The sequence below is a fragment of the Finegoldia sp. genome, assembly GCF_046991905.1.
Classification (GTDB): Bacteria; Bacillota; Clostridia; order Tissierellales; family Peptoniphilaceae; genus Finegoldia.
The window spans coordinates 31,720-57,460 of sequence record NZ_JBKWZF010000013.1; the positions used below are offsets into that span (position 1 = coordinate 31,720).

General features: G+C 29.3%; 21 protein-coding genes. 19 read left to right on the forward strand and 2 right to left on the reverse strand.

Features of this window, described 5'->3' with window-relative positions; genetic code table 11:
- The first annotated feature begins 17 nt into the window (after positions 1-17).
- Positions 18-509: a ferritin gene (locus ACLUJM_RS06920; protein ID WP_294685108.1), complete on the forward strand. Its 492-nt coding sequence runs from the start codon at positions 18-20 to the stop codon at positions 507-509.
- 98 nt (positions 510-607) lie between these two features.
- Here ACLUJM_RS06920 and ACLUJM_RS06925 read toward each other — a convergent pair whose 3' ends face one another.
- Positions 608-2,497, reverse strand: a complete 1,890-nt coding sequence (locus tag ACLUJM_RS06925) for a DUF4118 domain-containing protein (protein ID WP_294685107.1) — start codon at positions 2,495-2,497, stop codon at positions 608-610.
- A gap of 285 nt (positions 2,498-2,782) precedes the next feature.
- Between ACLUJM_RS06925 and kdpF the strand changes: the two genes are divergently transcribed.
- The 8 genes from kdpF (at position 2,783) to yihA (ending at position 11,081) form a co-directional block, all read left to right on the forward strand.
- Positions 2,783-2,860, forward strand: a complete 78-nt coding sequence (kdpF, locus tag ACLUJM_RS06930) for a K(+)-transporting ATPase subunit F (protein WP_080545264.1) — start codon at positions 2,783-2,785, stop codon at positions 2,858-2,860.
- A 22-nt stretch (positions 2,861-2,882) separates the two neighbouring features.
- Positions 2,883-3,185, forward strand: a complete 303-nt coding sequence (locus tag ACLUJM_RS06935; protein ID WP_002836773.1) for a tetratricopeptide repeat protein — start codon at positions 2,883-2,885, stop codon at positions 3,183-3,185.
- Between the two features lie 26 nt (positions 3,186-3,211).
- Positions 3,212-4,948 carry a potassium-transporting ATPase subunit KdpA gene (locus ACLUJM_RS06940; RefSeq protein WP_294685105.1) on the forward strand — a complete coding sequence of 579 codons (1,737 nt, stop codon included), beginning with the start codon at positions 3,212-3,214 and terminating at the stop codon, positions 4,946-4,948.
- An 8-nt stretch (positions 4,949-4,956) separates the two neighbouring features.
- Entirely contained in the window at positions 4,957-7,014 is a 2,058-nt protein-coding gene (gene kdpB, locus ACLUJM_RS06945) for a potassium-transporting ATPase subunit KdpB (protein ID WP_304064973.1), read from the forward strand.
- A gap of 12 nt (positions 7,015-7,026) precedes the next feature.
- Complete coding sequence (kdpC, locus tag ACLUJM_RS06950; protein WP_094208808.1) at positions 7,027-7,629, forward strand: potassium-transporting ATPase subunit KdpC; 603 nt, start codon at positions 7,027-7,029, stop codon at positions 7,627-7,629.
- A 110-nt stretch (positions 7,630-7,739) separates the two neighbouring features.
- Positions 7,740-8,459 (forward strand): response regulator transcription factor, encoded by a 720-nt coding sequence (locus ACLUJM_RS06955; RefSeq protein WP_002836769.1) that lies wholly within the window; start codon positions 7,740-7,742, stop codon positions 8,457-8,459.
- Position 8,460: 1 nt separating this feature from the next.
- A complete protein-coding gene (locus tag ACLUJM_RS06960; RefSeq protein ID WP_304064981.1) occupies positions 8,461-10,389 on the forward strand; it encodes a DUF4118 domain-containing protein in 1,929 nt (642 codons plus the stop codon).
- A gap of 86 nt (positions 10,390-10,475) precedes the next feature.
- Positions 10,476-11,081, forward strand: a complete 606-nt coding sequence (gene yihA / locus ACLUJM_RS06965; RefSeq protein WP_294684998.1) for a ribosome biogenesis GTP-binding protein YihA/YsxC — start codon at positions 10,476-10,478, stop codon at positions 11,079-11,081.
- Between the two features lie 108 nt (positions 11,082-11,189).
- Here yihA and rd read toward each other — a convergent pair whose 3' ends face one another.
- On the reverse strand, positions 11,190-11,351 hold the full coding sequence (rd, locus tag ACLUJM_RS06970) for a rubredoxin (RefSeq protein WP_294684997.1): 162 nt from the start codon (positions 11,349-11,351) through the stop codon (positions 11,190-11,192).
- A gap of 171 nt (positions 11,352-11,522) precedes the next feature.
- Between rd and ACLUJM_RS06975 the strand changes: the two genes are divergently transcribed.
- From ACLUJM_RS06975 to pulA, 10 genes are all read left to right on the forward strand, one after another.
- Positions 11,523-11,909, forward strand: coding sequence for an ATP-binding protein (locus ACLUJM_RS06975; RefSeq protein ID WP_294684996.1), 387 nt, complete (start codon positions 11,523-11,525; stop codon positions 11,907-11,909).
- 91 nt (positions 11,910-12,000) lie between these two features.
- A complete protein-coding gene (typA, locus tag ACLUJM_RS06980; protein WP_294684995.1) occupies positions 12,001-13,860 on the forward strand; it encodes a translational GTPase TypA in 1,860 nt (619 codons plus the stop codon).
- 304 nt (positions 13,861-14,164) lie between these two features.
- Positions 14,165-14,491, forward strand: a complete 327-nt coding sequence (locus tag ACLUJM_RS06985; RefSeq protein ID WP_294685811.1) for a YerC/YecD family TrpR-related protein — start codon at positions 14,165-14,167, stop codon at positions 14,489-14,491.
- A gap of 81 nt (positions 14,492-14,572) precedes the next feature.
- Positions 14,573-16,192 carry an MBL fold metallo-hydrolase RNA specificity domain-containing protein gene (locus tag ACLUJM_RS06990; RefSeq protein ID WP_294685809.1) on the forward strand — a complete coding sequence of 540 codons (1,620 nt, stop codon included), beginning with the start codon at positions 14,573-14,575 and terminating at the stop codon, positions 16,190-16,192.
- Positions 16,193-16,228: 36 nt separating this feature from the next.
- Positions 16,229-18,133 carry a 1,4-alpha-glucan branching protein GlgB gene (glgB, locus tag ACLUJM_RS06995; RefSeq protein WP_294685808.1) on the forward strand — a complete coding sequence of 635 codons (1,905 nt, stop codon included), beginning with the start codon at positions 16,229-16,231 and terminating at the stop codon, positions 18,131-18,133.
- Between the two features lie 8 nt (positions 18,134-18,141).
- Positions 18,142-19,281, forward strand: coding sequence for a glucose-1-phosphate adenylyltransferase (locus ACLUJM_RS07000; RefSeq protein ID WP_412412501.1), 1,140 nt, complete (start codon positions 18,142-18,144; stop codon positions 19,279-19,281).
- 9 nt (positions 19,282-19,290) lie between these two features.
- A complete protein-coding gene (glgD, locus tag ACLUJM_RS07005; RefSeq protein WP_412412502.1) occupies positions 19,291-20,400 on the forward strand; it encodes a glucose-1-phosphate adenylyltransferase subunit GlgD in 1,110 nt (369 codons plus the stop codon).
- A 10-nt stretch (positions 20,401-20,410) separates the two neighbouring features.
- Positions 20,411-21,835 (forward strand): glycogen synthase GlgA, encoded by a 1,425-nt coding sequence (gene glgA, locus ACLUJM_RS07010; RefSeq protein WP_412412503.1) that lies wholly within the window; start codon positions 20,411-20,413, stop codon positions 21,833-21,835.
- On the forward strand, positions 21,832-23,943 hold the full coding sequence (locus ACLUJM_RS07015; protein ID WP_412412504.1) for a glycogen/starch/alpha-glucan phosphorylase: 2,112 nt from the start codon (positions 21,832-21,834) through the stop codon (positions 23,941-23,943). The genes glgA and ACLUJM_RS07015 overlap by 4 nt, the downstream gene beginning before the upstream one ends.
- On the forward strand, positions 23,936-25,741 hold the full coding sequence (gene pulA, locus ACLUJM_RS07020; RefSeq protein ID WP_412412505.1) for a type I pullulanase: 1,806 nt from the start codon (positions 23,936-23,938) through the stop codon (positions 25,739-25,741). Before ACLUJM_RS07015 ends, pulA begins: the two co-directional genes overlap by 8 nt.

The following is a 25,741-nucleotide window of genomic DNA, read 5'->3' on the forward strand; positions in this document are numbered from 1 at the left end:
ATAAGGAGTATGATAAAATGAACAGAGAAGAATTATTAAAAAAAATTGACGAACAATTAGTTTTTGAATTACAATCAGGCTATGAATACAAACAGATGGCTTCTGAATTCAATGATATGGATTGGGATGGATTTGAACACTTTATGGAAATGCAAGCCCATGAAGAATTTGAACACGCTGAATACTTCAGAAAATGGTTACAACAAGTTGGACATAAGATTGAATACAAAACAATCGAAGCTCCAAAAGCTGACTACGACAAAGATGTATTAAGCATTTTCAAAGCTGCTTTAGAACACGAAAAAGAAGTTACAAGAAGAATCAGAGAATTATTTGATGCAGCTCATGAAATCAAATTCTATGAAGTATACACTCTTCTACAAAAATTCATTGACGAACAAATCGAAGAAGAAGCTACTTTTGATAATATCATAGCAAAACTTGAAAGAACTGAAAACAGTAATGCTGGTCTTGCAATATTAGATCACGAAATGGCACAAAGACAATAATTCTAGCAAATTAGTATAAAAGTCCCCGTAGGTTAATATTTTTTAACTTATGGGGACTTTGTTTTTTATTGAATCAAATATTTCTATTGTATTATTGCTCAATGTTCTATGGAGTCCATTGCTAATGCAACTTCGTTTAACATAGCTAAAAGAAGAGATTTATCTCTTAAAGAAATATTTTTTTTACTATATGACATGTCGATTCCGACTACACCATATACGTAATTTCCTTTTCTAATAGCAAAGTAGAGCCCTTTAGCACTAGAGAGCGTATTTGTAGTAGCTCCTGCACTTTCGTTGTTCAAATAAACCCACTGAGCTACAGTTTTTTCTGCTTCTGAAACATATGTGTTATTTGCGCTTTCATTATTTTCGGGATTATAAATTTTGGGAGCTTTAAGTTCATTATCCTTTATAGGATAAAAAACTATAACTCTATTCAATAATTTATAAAGATGATAACAAGTTTGATACATTATTTTATCGTAATTATTTGCTGACTGTAAACTTTGACTAATTTTAAATAAAATCTCAAAGTTATGAGACTGTTCAATAGCTAATAAATTTTCTTTTTTTAATTTGTTTTGCATTAAGCATATTATAAATGACACAATGCTCATAATTAAAAATATCATAAAATATTCTTTAGAGTTAATTATAAAGGAAAGATAAGGATCTAAAAAGAAATAATCAATTATCAGGATATTAATTATTGACGAAATTACATTATAAATTGGATGTTTCGTTGTAAATCCAACAATACATGTTGATAAAATGTAAACCAATACAATATTTGTTGTACTAAAATCAAGTTCAAAGAAGAAAAAAGACAACAGTGTTGATACTAGAATAATAGAAAAAGTAGTCAAAAAGTCTTCTATATCAAATTGAAACGGATTTTCAAGGTTTAGCTTTACTTTCTTAGGTTCTTGATTTGCATCTGGGATTATAAATATATCAAGTGTTGGATTTGTTTTTGTAATTGAATCAATGATTGTTGATTTTCTCAATAAAGATACTTTTTGAAGGGATCTTCCTAAAACTAATTTTGAAATACCGCTGACTTTTGCGTATTGACTTATCTGAAAAGCTACGTCATCTCCATATGTTGAAACTAGATTTGCTTTTAAATGTTTTGCAAGATTTATGTTAGCTTGTAAATCGTATTTTTCTTTTTGAGATAAAAACTTCGAATTTGACGTTTCAACAAATAATGCACTAAATTCTGCATGAAAAGACTTAGCCATTCTATAAGCAGTTCTTATTACTTTTTGATTTGTGGGTGAAGGGCTAATGCAGACTAAAATGTGTTCTTTTAAAAAAGGTCTATTTTTTTCATCAGTGTATAAATTTATACGATCAGCACATCTTCTCAGAGTTATTTCTCTCAACGAAACCAGATTACCTTTTGTAAAAAAGTTAGCAAGTGCTTTTTGTGATTGCATCGCATTGTATATTTTTCCGCTTTTTAATCGCTGGAGCAACTGTTCAACTTCAATATCGATAATTTTTATATTATCAGCGTTATCAAAAATATAATCAGGAATACGTTCATTTATCTTTATTCTCGTTATTGATTCGATGATATCATGAAGACTTTCTAAATGCTGAACATTTAATGTAGTATATACGTCGATGCCTGCTTTCAGCAACTCCTCTATATCTTGGTATCTTTTTTTATGCCTAGAAGTTGGAGCATTAGTGTGTGCTAATTCATCAACCAATACAATTTGAGGCTTTCTTTTAATAGTAGAATCTATATCTAATTCATAAAAAACATGATTTTTGTATGTGATTTTTTTGTTTTCTACTCTCTGCAAACCATTTATTAAATCAAGCGTATCTTTTCTGTCGTGAGGTTCGATATATCCAATTACAACATCTGCTCCATCCAAGTCTTTTTCATGTGCATATTTTAGCATACTGTAAGTTTTTCCTACGCCAGCACAATAGCCAAAGAATATGGTTAATTTTCCTTTTTTATCCATAAAATCATCTCCTAGAAAACTCTATCAGATATAGTTTACTATAAATACAATCGAATTTTTGCTTTAGCTTAAATTTTAATGCGATTTTAATATTGCAGTGGCTTTTTTTAAAACCATTTTAAGGTCTATGATGATATACTCATTTTACAGTTTAATAAATAGGAGGCGCTATATATGAAAGATATCATTATGATAGTAATTTTACTTTTATCATTTTTGATGTTGAAATATTTTGTATATATGATAGATCGTATTATAAATAAGAAATAAAATAGGGAGGATTTTATGATATTTATATCAATATTAATATTAGGAATTATTTGTTATCTTTTTTATGCTTTAATTAATCCTGAAAAATTTTAGGGTTTTAAATTGGAGGTAAATTATGGAAGGAATAAAAAATGAAAAAGATTGTATGTATGAATTTAGTTTAATAATAAAACACAAAGTTGATTTAGGAAAATATGATGAATGCTTAGAGTTAATTTATAAAAAAATGGCTGAGTTTCCTCATGATCCAGTACCACATAATTTATTGGGAATATTGATGGAGATTAAAGGCAATCATCTTTTAGCAATGAAACACTTAAGAGCTGCTTGGGCTCTAGATCCTAGTTACACACCTGCTAGTATTAATTTAGACAATATGGGTTCAAATGGATCGAGAAAATTATATGTGTTTTCATAAGATTTTTAATTTAAGAAGGAGAAATTATGTTTCAAATATTGATAACATTACTGATATTTTTAATTATTATATTTCCGATTGGAAATTATTTGTATAAGATAACTGTTAATAAACAAACTTGTTTGGATTCTATCTTTGACAGATTTGATTCATTAATTTTTAAAGTATTAAAAATAGATAAAAATGATATGGATTGGAAACAATATGCAAAAACTTTATTGTTAGTTAATGCATGTTTGGTATTTGTTGGATACCTAGTACTAAGGGTTCAATCATTTAATTTATTTAATCCAAATAAAATACAGGCAATGGAAGAATCATTAAGTTTTAATACTATTATATCTTTTATGACTAATACTAATTTACAACATTATTCTGGGGAATCTGGTTTATCCTATTTTTCTCAAATGTTTGTAATTACAATGATGATGTTTACTTCAGCAGCTACAGGATATGCTGCATGTGTTGCAATGATAAGAGGTATTTTAGGTAAAAAAATGGGTAATTTTTATGTTGACTTTATTAAAATAATAACTAGATTTTTATTACCAGCCTCGATTATAGTAGGAATAATATTAGTATCACAAGGAGTTCCTCAAAATTTAAATAGTAATATGATAGTAAGTACAATTGAAGGGAAAAACCAACAAATTGCATCTGGACCAGTGGCGGCATTGGAATCAATTAAACATTTGGGGACAAACGGAGGAGGTTTTTTTGGAGCGAACTCTTCAACACCTTTTGAAAATCCAAATATCATTTCAAATATAATCGAATTACTATCAATGATGATATTGCCAGCATCGTGTATCTTTATTTTTGGTAAAATGGCTTATGATAATTCAAAAGAAAAAGCCACAAACAATGATGATCACAAAAGTATAAAATCATTTAATAGAAAGCATATATTAATTGGTACAGAAGGAAGAACTGTATTTGTAGCGATGTCGATATTGTTTTTAATAGGATTGGGAATTTGTTATTTCACTGAAAGTCACGGAATTAATGGAGCCACACTTTCAGGAATTTCACAAAATCTTGGAAATATGGAAGGAAAAGAAATGCGTTTTGGTATCTCTCAATCTACTTTATTTACCACCGTAACAACTTCTTTTACAACAGGTACAGTAAATAATATGCATGATACACTTACACCTCTAGGGGGAATGGTTCCTCTTATTAATATGATGATGAATGTAGTATTCGGAGGTGCTGGAGTCGGACTAATGAATATGTTAATATATGCCATTTTGGCGGTTTTCATTTGTGGACTAATGATAGGAAAAACTCCGGAATACTTGGGTAAAAAAATAGAAGGAAACGAGATGAAATTAGCTGCCTTATCAATAATAATACATCCTTTATTAATTTTAGGGTTTTCAGCTTTAGCTGTTAGTGTTAATGGAGGAGTACAAGGAATAACTAATCCTGGATTTCATGGGTTGAGCCAAGTGCTTTATGAATTTTCTTCCTCAGCGGCAAATAATGGTTCAGGGTTTGAAGGCTTAACAGATAATAATCTTTTTTGGAACATAACTTGCGGATTAGTAATGTTTTTGGGGAGATATTTATCCATAATAATTCAGCTAGCTATAGCTGGTAGTTTATCTAAAAAAGTTAATGTTAACGAAACTATAGGAACATTAAAAACTGATAATCTTACTTTCTCAATAATTATAGTCATTGTTGTTTATATATTTTCTGCATTAACTTTCTTGCCGGTTCTTGCATTAGGACCAATAGCAGAGTGGTTGACCTTATAGGAGGAGTTATGAGTAAAAATAAAAAAACAAAATTTGTGACAAACGATATATTAAAATCATCCATAAAAGGAGCTTTTTTAAAACTAAATCCAAAATATATGGTAAAAAATCCGGTAATGTTCGTCGTTGAAATAGGATTTTTCATATGTTTATTACTTGCTTTCTTTCCGGGACTATTTGATGATGGAAGTAGAAATTCTAACATTTATAATGGCTTAGTGTCTGTTATTTTATTTATAACATTAGTTTTTGCTAATTTTGCAGAATCTGTTGCAGAAGGTAGAGGTAAAGCTCAAGCAGAAAGCCTTAAGAAAACAAAAAAAGATACGAAAGCAAGATGTATATTGGAAAATGGCGAAGAAATAGAAAAATCAAGTAATGAGTTAAAAAAAGGAGATATTGTTTTAGTAAAGTCAGGCGAAATAATTCCTAATGACGGCGAAATAATAGAAGGAATTGCAAGCATAGATGAATCCGCTATTACTGGTGAATCTGCTCCTGTTACAAAGGAAAGTGGGGGAGATTTCTGTTCAGTTACAGGTGGAACTTTGGTAGTTTCTGACTGGATAAAAGTAAAAATTACTTCTGAACCAGGAGAGTCTTTCTTGGATAAGATGATATCTCTTGTAGAAGGAGCATCAAGACAAAAAACTCCTAATGAAATAGCACTTAACACTCTGCTAGTTTCTCTAACTATAATTTTTATTATTGTTATAATAACTCTATATCCAATAGCTGTTTATGCTAATGTTAAAGTATCAGTATCAACTTTAATTGCTTTATTAGTCTGCTTGATACCTACAACTATAGGGGCACTATTGAGCGCTATAGGAATTGCTGGAATGGATCGTGTAACTAGATTCAATGTAATAGCAATGTCAGGAAAAGCTGTTGAATCATGCGGAGATGTTGACACAATGATTTTGGATAAAACAGGAACTATAACTTTTGGAAATAGGCTAGCTAGTGATTTTATAAATTTAGATGGCATCCATAAGTCAGATCTTATTGATTACTCTTGTATTGCATCTCTAAAAGATGATACACCTGAAGGTAAATCAACAGTAGAATTGGCAAGAAAATTAGGATCAAAAGTTATTTTTGATGACTACAATGATGCATCATTTGTGGAATTTACAGCGTCAAGTAAGATGAGTGGTGTAGATCTAAAAAATGGAACTTCAATTCGAAAAGGTTCAGGAGATGCCATAATTAAATTAATAAGAGATAAAGGGGGAGAAATTCCAGGGGATTTAGAAACAAAAATTAGTGGCATATCTAAATTGGGTGGAACCCCATTGGTTGTTTGTGTTGATAATGTAATCTACGGCATTATCTATTTAAAAGACACTGTAAAACCAGGTTTAAGGGAAAGATTTGAACGATTAAGAAAAATAGGTATTAAAACTATAATGTGTACTGGAGACAATCCATTAACAGCTGCGACAATAGCGGCAGAAGCTGGCGTCGACGGGTATATTGCAGAATGTAAACCTGAAGATAAGATAGAAGCTATAAAAAAAGAACAATCGCTAGGTAAGATTGTAGCAATGACGGGAGATGGCACAAATGATGCTCCAGCATTGGCTCAAGCAGATGTTGGGATAGCAATGAATAGTGGAACAACTTCTGCAAAAGAAGCTGCTAATATGGTAGATTTGGATTCAAATCCAACAAAAATTTTGGAAGTTATAGAAATAGGAAAGCAATTACTGATAACTAGAGGATCATTAACGACATTTTCTATTTCAAATGATATAGCCAAATATTTTGCAATAATACCAGCGATTTTTACAGTAGCAATTCCAAAAATGAAAGTATTAAATATTATGTCATTGAGTACACCATCAAGTGCAATTATATCAGCATTGATATTTAATGCCATAATTATTCCTTGTTTAATACCTTTAGCCATGAGAGGGGTAAAATATGAACCTATGTCAGCATCAAAAATGTTAGGTAAGAATATGCTTATATATGGTTTAGGAGGAATAATTTGTCCGTTCATTGGAATAAAAATAATAGATATTTTGGTTAGCCCATTGTTAACTTTACTTGGGGTTTAAAAGGAGAAATTAATGAAGTTTTTGAAAAAAATTAAAAAAGCTTTTATTGTATCGTTATTTATGTTTGTTTTGTGTGGAGTTATTTATCCTTTCTTTCTTACAGGAATAAGTCAACTCATTTTTTTCAAACAAGCTAATGGAAGTTTAGTAAGTTACAATAATAAAGTTGTAGGCTCAAAGTTAATAGGTCAAGAATTTACAGATCCTAGGTTATTTCATTGCAGACCATCTGCAGTTAATTATAATGTATTTACAGGAAATAAACATGAAGCAATATCTTCTGGTAGTGAAAATTTAGCTGTAAGTAACCCAGAATTAAAGCAAAGAATTAGCCAAGATACTAATAAATTATTACTTGAAAATCCATCAATAAAAAAATCTGATATTCCAGAAGATATAATAACACAATCAGCATCTGGTCTAGATCCACATATATCTATAAAAGCTGCAAATATTCAAGTTGACAGAATAGAAAAAAACACTGGATTATCTAAAAAAGTTATTGAAGAATTAATTAAAAAGAATACTAACTATAAACTATTTGGTATTTTTGGAGAAAACACTGTGAATGTACTTGAATTAAATATTGACTTGATTAAAGAGTTGAAAAAATAATTATAGGTATATGATATAAAACTAGGTCCCACATATAGAAAATTTTGTCAGAGACCTAGTTTTTTTAATTCTATTTTAAATAGATATTGTATAATATAGAGGGGTGAAAAATGAATGACAACACAAGAATATTAATAATAGAAGATGACAGAGCAGTTAGAAATCTAATTTCTAATACTTTAAAAATAAATAGATTTAATTATGATTTAGCTGTAAATGGTAGTGAAGCACTATTGTTATTTACTACGAACAAATACGATATAGTTTTTGTAGATTTAGGGTTACCTGATATTGACGGAATTGATCTTATTAAAAAATTCAGAGAGTTTTCAACTACTCCGATTATTGTAATAAGTGCGAGGAGTAACGACGAAGATAAAATAGAAGCATTAGATGCAGGAGCTGATGATTTTTTAACTAAACCATTTAATGTTGAGGAATTATTGGCTAGAGTTCGCTCTACGATAAGACGTTTAAATTATTCTGAAAATAATAGAATAGATAATAATGTAACATTTGAGAATGGCGATATAAAAATTGATTATCCTTCAAGAAGTGTGTTTGTTAAAGGAGAAGAAATCCATTTAATGCCAATTGAATACAGTTTATTATGTTTACTATCCAAAAATATAGGTAAAGTTCTTACTCATCAATATATTTTAAAAACTATTTGGGTGAATTATTTAGATTCTGATTTATCTTCATTAAGAGTTTATATGACTTCTCTTAGGAAAAAAATAGAAAAAGTATCTTGTGAGAAGTATATTCAAACTCATATAGGCGTAGGATATAAAATGATAAGGGTTAATAAGTCAGATTCGGAGAAATAATATGATTGAAAAAGCTAAAGATTCAATATTAGTTTGTATATCTGATGCAAAGTCAAATAGCTTGGTAATAAAGAAAGCCAACGAAATAGCTAGTAAAGAAAACGCAAGGCTTATTGCATTATATGTTTGCGATAGAAATGATTACCAAAAAAAACAAGAAAAAGGATTTTTACAACAAAACTTAGATTTAGCTGAAAGTATCGGAGCCATGATTGAAATAATTTATGATGATGATATTGCGGCTCAAATAGTTAATTTTGCAAAGTTATACAGAGTAAAAAAAATTGTTCTGGGGAGAAACAACAACCAGAGGAATTTTTTTATATTAAATAAAAGCATCTGTGATGAAGTGATTGAAAAGATTGAGGATATAGACATTCATATCGTTCCTTTTTACGAGGATTTTTCAATTAAACGATTTGAAACTAATAAAAACATCATTCGAGATGTATTTATTAGTTTATTTATATTGATTTTATGCACATTAGCTGGTTATGTATTTTATTTTTATAAATTTGGTGAATCAAATATTATAATGATATATATATTAGGAGTGTTTTTTATAGCGCTTATAACGTATAATGAAATTTTAAGTATGACGGCATCGATAATTTGTGTTTTAGCTTTTAATTTTTGTTTTACTGAGCCAACTTTGAGTTTTTCTTTTTATAATAAAAATTATATAATAACATTTTTAGTTTTATTGATAGTCTCATTTTTGACGAGTAAATTAGCTAGTCGTATAAAAAAAAGTGCAGAAAATTCATCTAATATGATATACATTACTAAGTTATTATTAGAGACAAATCAGATGTTACAATCTAAAATAACGAAATCTGAAATAATTGAAACAGGATGTAATCAGTTATCGAATCTATTAAAAAGAAATATTAAATATTATGATATATTAGATAATGAAATTCAAAAGCCATTAAAATTTTGTTATAATTCTGTAAAGGATAATGAAATTTCGGATCCGGAAGAAGAAAAGGAAATAGTAGAATGGGCTTATTTACACAATAGTAATGCTGGGGCTACTACCAGATATTTACCAGAGGCTAAATATCTGTATTATACTATAAGAAATAATACAAATGTTTATGGAATAATTGGTATATATTTATATAAGGACAGGTTGGATTCGGTTGAAAACAAAATCTTATTAGCTATTCTAGGAGATATGTCACTAGCACTTGAGAAGGAAAAAGTGATTGAGGATAAGAATAGAGCAAACTTGAAAATAAAAGATGAGCAATTTAAGACCAATCTATTACGATCTATATCACATGATTTGAGAACACCTTTAACCACTATTTGTGGGGATTCGGATATATTGCTAAATAACTATAAAAACTTGACTGAATCAATGAAATTAGAACTATTTCAAGATATTTATGATGATTCTCAATGGCTGTTAAATCTGATAGAAAACATACTATCTATTACTAGAGTAGAAGAAGGAAGGATGAAGCTAAAAATTGAACCACAAATTGTTGAAGAAGTAATTGATGAAGCTTTAAAGCATATAAATAGAGATAAAAGAAAACACAATATAAATGTTGATATTGAAGATGAATATTTGATGGCAAACATGGACGTAAGGCTAATTATTCAAGTAATCATAAACTTGGTAGATAATGCTATAAAATATACAGATGAAGGATCAAATATTCTGATTAAAGCTTTTAAAAAGGACGGAAATACAATAATACAAATTTGTGATGATGGAAATGGTATAAGAGATAATGATAAGGAAAAAATTTTTCGAAAATTTTATACATCCAATGATAAAATATCTGACAATAAAAGAAGTATAGGTTTAGGGTTATATCTATGTAAGATCATAGTAGAAGCACATGGCGGGTCAATAAAAGTTGAAGACAATAAGCCCAAAGGAGCAATATTTACTTTTAATCTCAAAGCATTATAAAATAATAAATTAATACCGTTATATAAGGATTTATGAAAATTTTTAAAGTTTTGATATAATCAATTATACACTATATGGAGGTGAACATGAGAATAATTAATTCTGATTTAGAGAAAATCGCGTTTTTAAAAGAACAATATCCAGATGAATCTTTGCCAGAAATTGCTTTTTGTGGAAGAAGTAACGTAGGTAAGTCATCTTTTATCAATTCAATTCTAGACAGAAAAAACTTAGCTAGGACTTCTTCTAAACCAGGGAAAACCCGCACAGTAAACTTTTACAATGCAAATAATGAGTTTAGATTAGTGGATTTGCCCGGATATGGGTATGCCCAAACATCAAAATCCGAAAAGAAAAAGTGGGCTCAAGTTATTGAAACTTATTTGAATAATAGAAGAAATTTGTATGAAGTGTTTTTGATTGTAGATATTAGACATAAGCCAACCGTACAAGATAAGGAAATGTACAATTGGATAATTCAAAGTGGATTTTGTGGATTTGTTATTGCAACAAAACTAGATAAAATCGGTAAAACTATGATTAAAAAGAACTTAAACATAATAAAAAAAGAACTATGCATAGATGATGATAATCTAATCTACGAATATAGTTCAACTTCTAAGAAAAATAAAGAAGCTGTAATTGAACAGCTTGAAATGATTTTAAAACATGGAAGTGGAATTGAAGAATAAAAGTAATTAAACCCCAATTTCTTGGGGTTTTATTTTTAAAACATTTTTTGATTGACAATAATATTATGTCTTTTATGATATTATTGCCAATCGACTAATTGTATTGAATTATTCTACTACTGAAAAATCTTCTTTTCCAGCGCCACAAATTGGGCAAACCCAATCTTCAGCTAAATCTTCAAAAGCTGTTTGTGGTTGAACACCTGCATCTGGATCTCCTTCAGCTGGATCGTAGATATATCCGCATACGTCACATACATATTTTTTCATGTTTAATTTCCCCCTTTAAGATAATTACCTGTCATCAGGTATAAATTATATATACCCACTGTAAAAATTTCTAATCATTTTTTGGTTTTTATTTATATTTTAAACATTTAATGATAAAATGTTAAATTTCCTGAATATTTGGGTATAATCATACTGGGTGATAATATGTATATGTTTAAGAGGCAGTTTGTCAGTGATAGATCAATTGCTACTAAAAATATTCATACTATGCTCAGACTATTAAGAAAAGTTGTACCGGATGAAGAACTTCTTTATGATATACGATTAATAATTAATGAATTAATATTTAATGGACTAGAACATGGTAACCAATTTGATATAAATAAAAAAATAACTTTTAAAATAAAATTAAATGATGACTCCGTAAAAATTTGTGTAAAAGATGAAGGTACGGGAATTGATTATTGTTCTAACAGTTATTTTAATAATGATATTTATGTCAGAGGAAGAGGATTATTTATAGTAAGTGAATTAGCTGACGAATTAAAAATTAAAGAGAATTATGTTGAAGCAAAGCTATTAGTGAAGCCTAATTAACGAGGAATCTAATAGCTTGTTTTATTGTGAAAAATTATCTAATACGATTTTTACATAAATTTTTCTTTTATTTTTTGTTTTTTGTGATATAATGAAGTGTCACAAATTAGAGGGAAGTGGAATTTTGAAAAGAGAAGATGTAAGAAATGTAGCAATAATTGCCCATGTTGACCATGGTAAGACAACTTTGGTAGATGGGTTATTGAAAACAAGTGGTATTTTTAGAGAAAATCAGGAAGTTCAAGAACGTGTTATGGATAGTAACGATATTGAACGCGAAAGAGGAATTACTATTCTTTCAAAAAATACTGCAATTAACTACAAAAATCATAAAATTAATATTATAGATACTCCAGGTCATGCTGACTTTGGGGGAGAAGTTGAACGTGTATTAAAGATGACAAGCGGCGTTGTTTTGGTAGTAGACGCTTTTGAAGGTCCTATGCCACAAACAAAGTTCGTATTGAAAAAGGCTTTTGAACTAAATTTACCTACGATTATATGTATTAATAAGATCGATAGAAAAGAAGCCAGGGTAGATGAAGTAGTAGACGAAATTTTGGATTTGTTCATCCAATTAAATGCAGATGAATCTTATTTAGATTCACCATTTGTATTTGCTTCTGCTAGAGAAGGATTTGCAACTGATGATCTTGAAGAAAGACCAGAAGATATGACTGCTTTATTGGATAAAATCATAGATTATATTCCTGCTCCAGAAGGAGAAGAAGATGCTCCATTCAAACTTTTGATTTCAACAACTGATTTTAGCGATTATGTTGGAAGAATTGGTATAGGTAAAATTGAGCAAGGGAAAGTAAAAGTCAATGATAGCTGTGTGATTGTTAATTACAATGATCCTGAAAAGAAAAAGAAAATCAAAGTAACAAAGATTTATGAATTTGACGGATTAAACAGAGTAGAAGTTAGTGAATCAAAATTTGGATCTATTGTTGCCTTGACAGGTGTTGAAGGAATTGAAATAGGAGATACTTTGACTAATGAAGAGGACCTAGAACCTATAGAATTTGTAAGTATTTCAAATCCAACATTGGCGATGAATTTCTCTGTTAATAACTCTCCATTTGCAGGAAGAGATGGAAAGTTTGTAACAAGTAGACAAGTTCGTGCTAGATTGTACAAAGAATTAGAAACTGATGTAAGCTTAAAAGTTGAAGATACAGATTCTACAGATACTTTTAGAGTAAGTGGTAGGGGAGAACTTCATTTGTCTGTTTTAATTGAAAACATGAGACGTGAAGGATTTGAATTCCAAGTATCAAAACCTGAAGTTTTATTCAAGAAAGATGACGACGGAAAAATTCTCGAACCAATAGAGATAGTTACAATTGATATTGAAGAAGGATTCGTTGGAACAGTTATTGAAAAATTAGGCACAAGAAAAGGTGAATTGCAAGATATTTCAAATACATCAAGTGGATACACTAGACTTACATTTGAAATACCTTCCAGAGGTCTTATAGGATACCGTCAAGAGTTTTTAAGTGATACTAAGGGTAATGGTGTTATAAATACAGAATTAAAAGGATATGAGCCATATAAAGGCGAAATTCCAAAACGTCAATTGGGTTCATTGATTTCGTATGATACAGGAACTGCGACAGCTTACGGATTAAATGCAGCACAAGATAGGGGGATTTTATTCGTACAACCACAAGATGAAGTTTATGAAGGAATGGTTGTAGGTTCTAATGCAAAAGGTTTAGACATAGAAGTTAATATTTGTAAGAAAAAAGCACAAACAAATATTAGATCTTCAGCAGCAGATGAAGCGTTAAAGCTTTCTCCTCCAAAAATTATGAGTTTGGAAGAAATGATGGAATTTGTTGAAGAAGACGAACTAATTGAAATTACTCCACATCATTTGAGATTGAGAAAGAAGATTTTGGATACTCAATTAAGATATAAATCAAAAAAATACAATAAATAATTTTAATGGGAATTTATCATTTGGTAGATTCCCTTTTTTTATTAAAAAAATTTAATTTTAAATTAACAATAAAATTAATTTTAATAGAATAAATGCTAACATTTTTGGGTATATAATGTGTATAAAAATATAAAGTATCATAATTTTTCTATTGAATTAGTTTAACATTTTGTAATAAAAATTTAATCTAAAAAAACATTTGCTTTAGTAAGAAAAAGCGTGTATACTTAAATTATCAAATGCATTATATTATATTTATAAGTGGATAAAGGTTACCCAAAAAAAGAATAGAAGGAGTAATATTATGGCTGAAATTAATATCGAAGACAAAACACTAAATGAATTTTTCGATGCGATTATGATGTTAAATGGTAAAGATGAATTACAACGCTTCTTTGAAGACGTTTGCACATTGAGAGAGCTTCATTCAATTTCTCAAAGATTAGAAGTAGCAAAGTTACTTAAAATAAGAAAGACATATTCAGAAATTGAAAAAGATACTGGCGCATCAACAGCAACCATAAGTAGAGTTAATAGATCTTTACAAAATGGTGCTCAGGGATATGAATTAGTATTGGATACTTTAATAGCAAAAAACTTGGAAGAAAAAAGAAAAAGAAAGCAAAAATAAATTATTATCCGCAAAATATAGTTTGCGGATATTTTACTATAACAAATGATTTTTGGGTATATAAATAATAGGGGTGATTTGATGAAAATTACATTTTTAGGAGCGGCACAAGAGGTTACAGGTTCGTGCTATTTAGTTGAAACTGAGAAACATAAATTCATGGTTGATTGTGGTTTGTTTCAAGGTAGTAAGGAATTGGAACAAAAAAATCATGACGATATAGATTTTAGTGAAGCTGAGTTTATGATTTTGACTCATGCACATATCGATCATACAGGAAGAATTCCTCTTTTATATAAGAAAGGATTTAGAAGTCCTATATATTGCACAAAAGCTACGAAAGATTTGTCAGAAATAATGCTAATGGATAGTGCCAAAATTCAAGAAAGTGACGTTGAATGGGAAAACAGAAAAAGACAAAGATCTGGCAAAACACTGCTAAGCCCACTTTATACTACGATAGATGCGATGAGTTGCATCTCGTTATTTAGAGCACGTTATTATGACGAAGTTGTAAAGATAAATGAGGATATTAAAGTTATTTTCAGAGATGCTGGGCATATGCTAGGATCTTCCAGTTTAGAAATATTTATAACTGAGAATAATAAAACTACTAAAATTATTTTCTCTGGAGATATAGGAACTTCCAATAACCCTATTTTAAATAATCCTCAAACTTTGTCAGGTTGTGATTATTTGGTTATGGAATCTACTTATGGTAACAGAATTCATGAGCCTTACAAAGAAAGTGTTGAATCATTGATTGACATAATCGAAAAAGTTTCAGCCAGAGGAGGCACTGTAATTATTCCTAGTTTTGCAGTTGGTAGAACTCAGGAAATTATTTATGAATTAAATAGTTATTATGATTATCAAATTAAAGATCATTATGAAAAGAAAGTCCCGGTATATGTAGATAGCCCGATGGCTCTTGAAGCTACGAAAGCTTTTATGAAAAATAGTGATTTATTTAATCAAAAGGCTAAGGATTATATTTCCAGTGGGGATAATGTTTTTGAATTCGAAAACTTACACTACGTAAAAAACATTGATGAATCAAAGATGCTGAATAACGTAAAGTTTCCAAGAGTAATCATATCTTCAAGCGGAATGGCTACAGCAGGAAGAGTTCGTCACCACTTAAAGCATAATTTATGGGATGAAAAAAATGCCGTTGTTTTTGTTGGTTACCAAGCAGAAGGATCACTTGGAAGAATTTTGTTAGATGGAATAGATGAAGTAAAACTATTCGGAGAAACAATAAAAGTCAATGCCGAAATATATAATTTAGGAGGTTTTTCTGGTCATGCTGACCAAAATAACTTACTAGATTTTGTTGGAAACATGAAAACAAAACCTAAAAAAATATTCATAACTCATGGTGAATCTGAAGGGGCAGATGCTTTATCTGATTTGTTGAGAGAAAAATATAATATTGATTCTGTGATACCTGAAATTTATTCAACAGAAGAATTTGAAGCTGGAGAATACGATATTGAACAAGAAATATCTACTAATCGTTTAAACAATGATCTGTATGAAGAATTAGAGAAAATAAAACAAAAAGTAGATAGATTATATGAAAACAAAGAATTATTTGATCATAACAACCTGGACTCAGAAGAGTACAATCAACTAAATAATCAACTATTAGATTTAAAGAATAAAATCATGACTATAAACATGATAACCGGCGAATAAGTTCTGATATTTGATGCTTAAGAGCTAGGAGAAAATATGAAAGAGTATTTTTATCAAGAAAATTATGAGACAGATGTGTATTTGTTTCACGAAGGAAATAATAATAAATTGTATAATTTTCTAGGTTCACATATTTATTCCAATGAAGAAGGTAGTTTCACTAGGTTTTTAGTATGGGCACCCAATGCGAAATATGTAAATTTGGTTGGAGATTTCAATGATTGGGATGATTATTCACTCCCATTAAAAAAACTAAATGATGGTGAGATTTGGGAGATATGCCTTAAAGATGTACAAATTTTCGACTCGTATAAATACAGAATCGTAACACAGGATTCAGAAATTTTATACAAAGCTGATCCGTTCGCACTTCACAGTGAATTAAGACCAAAAACGGCAAGCAAGGTTTACGAAATAAATGGTTATAAATGGAATGATAGTAAATGGCTAAAAAGAAGAAAAAAAACTGATAAAATACACAGTCCAATGAGTATATACGAGATTAATCTATCTTCATGGAGAAAACATGGGGAAAATTATCTATCGTATATTCAACTTGCAGATGAACTTGTAAAATATCTCAAGGAAATGAATTATACTCATGTTGAGTTTATGCCATTGATGGAGCATCCATTTGACGGATCATGGGGATATCAACTTACGGGATTTTTTGCAGCTACTTCAAGGTTTGGTTGTCCAAAAGATTTGATGTATTTGATAGATAAATTACATCAAAATGATATCGGCGTAATCATGGACTGGGTTCCAGCACATTTTTGCAAGGATGATTTTGGTTTAAGAAAATTTGATGGGAATAATTTATTTGAAAAATCAAATAAGTATCTTGCTGACAATGATCAATGGGGTACTTTGAACTTTGATTTTTCAAAAAAAGAAGTCGTTAATTTTCTGATATCCTCGGCACTATTTTGGTTTAAGTATTATCATATTGATGGATTAAGAGTAGATGCAGTTGCATATATGATTTATTTGAATTTTTCAGGAAAAGATATCAGAAATGAAGATGGAAGTGTAGAAAATAGAGAAGCTATTGAATTTATTAAAAAATTAAATCAAACAATAAAATCTGAAGTCCCTGGTGTATTTGTGATTGCTGAAGAATCTACTTCTTGGCCAAATGTTACAAAGCCTGTAGAAAAAAATGGGCTTGGGTTTGATTTTAAATGGAACATGGGTTGGATGAATGACATTATAAAATACATGAAACTTGACCCAATTTATCGAAAAAACCATCATAATTTATTAACTTTTTCTATTATGTATGCTTTTAATGAAAATTATATTCTTCCATTTAGTCACGACGAAGTCGTGCATATGAAAAACTCTATGATTGGTAAAATGCCAGGAACTTACGATGAAAAGTTTGATCAAACTAGACTTTTATATTCATTTATGTTTGCTCATCCTGGTAAAAAACTATTGTTCATGGGAAATGATATAGGACAATTTGATGAGTGGAATGAATATAAAGAAGTTACATGGGAAGTTTTAGAATACGAAAAGCATCAAAAACTAAAACGATTCATGAGTGATTTGAATAAATTCTATCAAACAAATGACGAATTTTATGATTTGGACAGCAGTTACTCAGGATTTCAATGGGAAGATGTTAATAATTCAAATGAATCTTTGATAATTTTCGAGAGAATTAACTCGAAGAATGAGAAAATTATTTGCATATTTAATTTTACACCTGTTTTAAGAAAAAATTATCCTGTTGGTGTTGACGATTACGCTCTTTATTCAGTTGTACTTAATTCTTCGATGAAAAAATACGGTGGTAATTTGAATAGAAACAAACCATATTATTCAAAAAATATAAAGCATAATGACAGAGAATTTTCTATTTCAGTTGATATAGAACCATTTTCTGCAATGTTTATTAAGTTAAATAAATTAAGAAATATCAATAAAAAATAGGAGGGCTTATGAAAGCACGAAATAGAGTAGTTGCAATGCTTTTAGCTGGTGGTCAAGGTTCAAGACTCAAAGCTTTGACTAAAAATGTTGCAAAACCAGCAGTTTCTTTTGGCGGAAAATATAGAATAATTGATTTCGCTTTAAGTAACGCTGCAAATTCCGATATTAGAGATGTTGGGATTCTAACTCAGTACAAACCATTCAAATTGAATTCGCATTTAGGAAATGGTTCAAGCTGGGATTTGTCGAGAAATTCAGGTGGGTTAAGGATTTTATCTCCATTTGCTACTGAAAGTGGTGGTAACTGGTATGAAGGTACTGCAAACTCAATTTATGAAAATATGAATTTTTTGGATGAATTAGATGCTGAATATGTGGTTATTTTATCCGGGGATCATATTTACAAGATGGATTACAATAAAATCTTGAAGTATCACAAAGAAAAAAATAGTGAACTTACTATTGCAGTTATGGAAGTTGATTGGAGTGAAGCTAGTAGGTTTGGGATTATGAATACTGATGATAATGGTAAAATTGTAGAGTTTGAAGAAAAACCTGCAAATCCTAAGAGTAATTTGGCTTCAATGGGAATTTATATTTTTAACTGGCACACTTTGAAAAAATATTTGATAGAAGATAATGAAGACAAAAATTCCAAACACGATTTTGGTATGAACATAATCCCTAAAATAATTGATGATGGCTTGAATGTGTTTGCATGGAAATTTGGTGGATATTGGAAAGATGTAGGAACTGTAAGAAGTTATTGGCAAGCAAATCTTGATTTATTAAATCCGGATAATAAACTTGATTTGTACGATACAAGTTGGAGAATTTACACAAAGAATAGAAATCTTCCTCCTCATTATGTCGACGAGGTTGCAACAGTAAAAAAATCTCTAATCAATGAAAATTGCTTGATTTATGGTAATGTCAATAATTCTGTTTTGTTTTCATCTATTACTGTAGAAAAAGATACCGATATTCAAGATTCTGTTATTTTGAGCGATACAGTAATTAAGAAGGGAGCAAAACTATACAATTGTGTGGTTGCAGAATCAATGACTATAGAAGAAAATCAAGTGATTGGTGAAAAAAATTCTGACAAAATTTATTTGGTTAGCGAAGATGGAATTGAAGAGTGCTAGGAGGATATTATGCAAAATTGTATTGGAATTATATACGGTGGAAAAAGTAGGCAAGATTTTGGATATTTAACTAATTCTAGACCTGAATATATGCTTCCTTATGGAGCAAGATACAGAATTATAGATATCGCTTTGAGTAACTTCGCTAATAATGAATTTTCAAACGTTGTTTTATATGGTGGAAAAATCATGCGTTCAACTTTAGATCACTTAGGAAATGGTGAAAGTTACGAATTAAACAGAAGAAGAAATGGACTTGTTATTTTTCCTCCAACTTTTGAAAATGCAGGTAAGGAAATAGTAGCATATAATGAAACTAGAGATTTTTATTTGAGATCTAGTGAAGAAGAGCTGTACTTCTACGATCCTATGGTTATATTTAGGGAAGATTTTTCGGTTTCACATGACAGATTTATCGAAGAAGATTTGGATATATTATTATTCTGTAAAAAAGTTGATAATGCCACTGGATTATACATCGGAGAAACAAGATTAAACTTGGATGATGGAAATCTGATTAGTATAGGAACAAATCAGGGAATTGACGATGAATTTAACTTGATGACAAATATAGGATACATGAAAAAGAAAGTTTTCTTAGATTTAATTCACGATGCAGCTAAAAATTCTAATTCCAATGAATTAATTGATGTTATTATTTCTAATTTAGATAAATTAAAAATAGGCGTGTACATGATTGATGGTTATGTCGAAGTAATTAGAAATTTGACACAATTTTATGATGCGAATTTAAAATTGTTAAATGCTGATATTTACAATAATGTATTTTTCAAAAATGGTCTGTTGCTTACAAAATCAAAAGACGAACCTTCCGCTTTATATGGGGACTCTGCTTCTGTGAAAAATTCTCTAATAGCAAACGGAGTTAAAATTGATGGAAAAGTAGAAAACTCGATTATTTTTAGAGGTGTGGAGATTCAAGAAGGTGCTGTTATTAAAAACTCTGTGATTTTTGAAAGGTCAATTATTGAAAAAAATGCTGTAGTTGTCAATACGATTACAGACAAAGGAGTTCTAATCAAAGAAAATGTAACTGCCGTTGGTAATCCAAATTATCCATATGAACTAAAAAAGAACGCAATTTTGGAAGATAAATAGGGGAATGTAAATGAAGATATTATATTGTGCAGCAGAGGCTGATCCATTTATAAAAACTGGTGGACTTGCAGATGTAGCAGGAACTTTACCAATAGAGATGAAAAAACAAGGCAATGATGTAAAAGTGGTCATCCCTTTGTACAAATTGATAAGTGAAGAATATAGAAATAAATTTAAATTTGAAGGAAGTTTTTATGTAGATTTGGATTTTAAGCATCATTATGTTGGTGTATTTAAATACGTTCATAGAGGTGTAGAATTTTATTTCTTAGATAATGAAGATTATTTCTATAGAGATAATGTTTATGGAGAAAATGATGATTGCGAAAGATTTGTGTTTTTTTCAAAAGCTTGCGTTCAATTGTTACGATACATCGACTTTAATTGTGATATTATCCATTCTAATGATTGGCACACTGCAATGGTCAATGTCTATGCACGAGATTTTGCCAAAGGAGATCCTTTCTATGAGTCAATAAAAACAGTTTTTACGATTCATAATTTAAAATATCAGGGAGTTTTCAGTTCAAATTCTTTGAGGCAAACTGATCTATCTCCGATGTATTTTTCTGAAGATGCATTGAAATTCTACGATGCAATTAATTTTATGAAAGGCGCGATAGTTTTCAGCGATAAAGTCACAACAGTTTCTAAAACTTACGCGGATGAAATAAAATATTCTTTCTTCGGAGAAGGATTAGACGGAGTAATCAGACAATATCACTACAAAATATCTGGAATTACAAATGGAATTGACACGACTATTTGGGATCCTCAAACAGACCCATATTTATTTAAGAATTATTCCTTGAAAAATATCAAAGACAAATCTGTAAATAAAAAAGCACTACAAAGGATGTATGGCTTAGAAGAAAAGGACGTTCCAGTGTTTGCAATGGTAACTAGATTAGTTGAAAACAAAGGCTTAGAGCTTGTTAGATACATCATGGATGAGTTTTTGACAACAGAAGATGTTCAAGTGATAATTTTGGGAACAGGAGAATATTCTTATGAAGAAATGTTCAAATACTATGAATGGAAATTTCCAGATAAATTAAAGGCTAATATTTATTATAATAACGAAGAGTCACACAAAATATACGCTGGAGCAGATTTTTTGATGATGCCATCAGTATTTGAACCTTGTGGAATATCTCAATTAATTGCAATGAGATATGGAACTATTCCTGTAGTACGTGAAACTGGAGGATTGAGAGATACAGTTCAATCATTTAATGAATTCACCAAAGAAGGCAATGGATTTTCGTTTACTAATATAAATGCACACGACTTTTTGTATACATTACGAAGAGCAATATCTTTTTATTACAATGATGATTTTAAAGTAATTCAAGAACACGCAATGAATTCTAAAAATGATTGGGAACAATCAGCAAAGGAATTCATTAAACTTTACGAGGAGCTAATTAAATGATAGCTATTTTAGAAGAACAACTAAGAAAATTATTGACAGTTAAATTATCATATAATTCATTGGTTGATCTTCAAAGTGCAAGTGTACTTGAAATCAGAATTGCTTTAAATGATGTCATAAAAGACATTATTTCTGAAAATTATAATGATATTTATAGAGACAAAACACAGAGATTCTACATTGTTTCATTTGAATTAATGCTAGAAAATTTGTTTCAACATTATATAGAAAAACTTAATTTGAAAAAATCTATCCAACACATTCTAGGTGAAAAATATGAGGATGTAGTAAATTTCGAAAATGATTTACACTTGGGGCAAAGTTATATAGGAAGATTTTCAGTTGATTTGTTTGAGAGAATTAGTAACCAAGGTAAGTTTTGCAAGGCATATTCTATTTTCTACAAAAATTCTCAATTCAAACAGAAAATAGTAGAAGATAATCAAATCGAAACGACGTTTCACGGGCCGAAAACCAGCGTTGTTTTCAAAAGGTTAAATGAATATGATTTGGAAATAGAAAATAATAGAGTAAAATCACAAATTCACGACATTCCTTATTTAGGAAACAACGTTAGTTTTGTAAGATTATTTGTACCAAAAGCAAATCCTAATCTTAATTATGAGAATTTTATATGTGGGAAATTAGAAGACATTTACAGTCAAGAAAATAAACTCAACTCAATTCGACAATTTGTTTATACTCCAGAAATTAATGAATTTGGGAAATATGTTAAATTTCTGCAACAAAAATTTTTATCGGAATCTATAATAGAGGATATTTTTAATGATGAGCTAAAGATTTTTAATAAAACGAACGAAATAGAAGAACATATTCAAATAAACATAATTGAAACTAACATGGCTTTGGTGATAATTCAGTTTATGCAAAAGTTCATGGACTTAGGATTTGATTTTGAACAAAGTTTTAAAAAGTGCACAAAAATTTTTCGATACTATAACATCAATTTACACAGAGAATCATTTGAAAAAATGGATTTGAATTATTTGTATCAAAATGAAAGCATGAAGAATATTATTCAACAATTAAATGAAAAAGCTTTAATGAACGGTTTTCCAGAAATTATTCAAGGAAATTATTTGGATTGTTTTAATATACTAGCTTTTATGTCCAAAAAAATTAGCGTTGGATCTGAATATCAGAAAAGATTTTTGTCAAAAAGCGAATTTGTTAATATTAATGAAAATATTGCGAGAAAAATATCAGTAGAAACTTATGGATTTAACGAAAACTTATTTGGGAATGATATTCAAAAGGAAAACTTGTTTGAAGAAAAATTAATTTACAAGAAAAATTTAATTACAAAATACAACTTAAAAAATGTGAATGCGAAAAGTATTTTTAATATGCAACTAACGGATTTTCACGAAGGAAAAAGACAAGTGATGAATGTTTTGTATATCTTGTATTTGTATCTAAAACTAAAAGATAACGTTAACGTAACAATTACTTCGACAACATTTTTTATAGGAGGCATGAGTTCATTTGATTATCTGTTTTGTAAGAAAACTATTAGCTTATGCGCTGGATTGTCAAAAATAATAAATTCAGATAAATATATACAAGAAAAAATTAAACTTGTTTTTGTAGAGAATATTATGTTAGACCAAGTTCCAGATTTTGCTAAAGCTTGCGATGTTTTTAATTATATACCTTACAAAAACTTTGATGTTTCTAACACTTATCCTTACGCTTTCATGAATAACGCAGCAATAATAGTCGCTAGTGACAATAGCGTTTATCAAAATGTGTATCAAATAGATAATAATTCAGGAGTTTTCAAATTTGATGAAGGTAGATTGGAAGTTAACGAATCTACTGCAATGAATTTCATTTTACAAAATATTGATAAATTGAAAAATCAAAAAGTTATTGATGAATTTTTTGTGATTTTGAACTTAATAAAGAAGTACGACGACAGTTTTAATGTTATAAAATCATTGGATAATTTTGTAGAATTGAATGATACAATTCAAAAAATGTACTTGGATGAATGTAAATGGAATGAAAAAGTGATTAGAAATATTAAAATATCGAAAAAGTTTGGTATTGATTATATAAATAGTTTGGGAGTTATGAATGTATGAGTTAGGATTTAATTACAATAAAGATTATACAGTTTTTAATCTTTTTGCTCCTGAAATAAATAATGTCAAATTATTATTGTACGAAAATTACGATGATGTAAGATACACTTCAATTGATATGAAAAAAGTTGGAGAATACTTCGAAGTCAAAGTTGAAGGGAATTTAGATGGGGTTTACTATAAGTATCAAATTGATGATAAGTATGAAATTGTAGATCCGTTTTGTAAAGCTTGTTCAATCAACAGCCTAAAATCTTGTGTAGTTGATTTGCAATCTACAAATCCTAAAGGGTTTCAAGATGAAAAATATGAAGTATCAAATAGAAATGATGCTATAATTTATGAATTATCTGTTAAAGACTTTTCTTCTGATTCATCAAGCGAAGTCCAAGAAAACTTACGAGGAAAATTTTTGGGATTAGTTTCGGACAATGATGTTTCGGGAATAAATCACCTGAAAGATTTACGAATTACACATGTTCATTTGATGCCTGTGTTTGATTTTGTAGGTGTTGATGAGAGAAATTCAGAAAATTATGCACAAGATAATTACAATTGGGGATACAATCCAGAAAATTATAATTGTATTGAGGGAAGTTTTTCCACTGAACCAGAAAATCCCAAGAATAGAATTATTGAATTCAAAAAAATGATTCAAGCATTACATGCAAATAATATCGGGGTGATCTTGGATGTCGTATATAATCACACTTTTAGGAATAAATCTCATCCTTTTAATCTGATTTATCCTCGTTTTTATAGACGTGATGAAAATAGTGATTTTACAAATGGTTCAGGAGTCGGAAATGAATTAAATACTGAGGATGAGTTCGTTAGGAATTTCATAATTGATAGCTTACTTTACTATCAAAAAGAGTTTCACATCGATGGATTTAGATTTGATTTGATGGCACTAATTGATTTAAAAACAACTTACGAAATTGTAAAAAAATTAAGACGAAAAGATGAAAATGTTATAATTTACGGAGAGCCTTGGATTGCAGATGATTCTCCATTATCAAAAGATAAAAGGACGACTTTTGGTTTGCAAAAAGGCAAGGATTTTGCGTTTTTCAATCCATTTTTTAGAAATGCAATAAAGGGCGATAATGATGATAGTTCCATCGGTTTTGTACAAGGAAATATGGACAAAGGTAGTTTGGAAGCGGGAATTTGCGGATCTGTTTATTATAACCAAAAAATTCAAGGCTTTTGCAAAAACACAAATGAAACCATAAACTACTTTAATTCTCATGATAATTTGATTCTTCAAGATAAATTACTTAAAACAAATGCAGATATTAAGACTTCCACTAAACTTTGTTTTGATTTAATAATGTTCAGTCAGGGCATTCCTTTTTTTCACTGTGGGAATGAATTTTTGATAAGTAAATCGCTATTCAAAAACACCTACAATTTGCCTTTAGAGGTTAATGCAGTAGATTGGAAATTAAAAAAAGATAATGAAGAAGTTTACCAATATGTAAAATCGCTAATCGAATTTAGGAAAATGCATTCGGAATTTAGTATAATAAAAGATGAAGAAATAAGAAAAAGAATTAAATTTTACGATGTAAATGATTATTGCATAAGTTTTAGTATTCAAAATGATGTTGGCTTTCTTTTGATTTTTATTAACTCTGGAGATAAATTTGAATTTGACTTGAACGATTATTTTAGTGGTTTTAAAAAGTGTACTAAAGTTTTTCAAGACAAGATAGTTAAACAAGAAATAACTGATGATTTAATTTTGATTGATGCGAGAAAAAGCGGGGTGTATTCTTTAAGTATGGAGTAA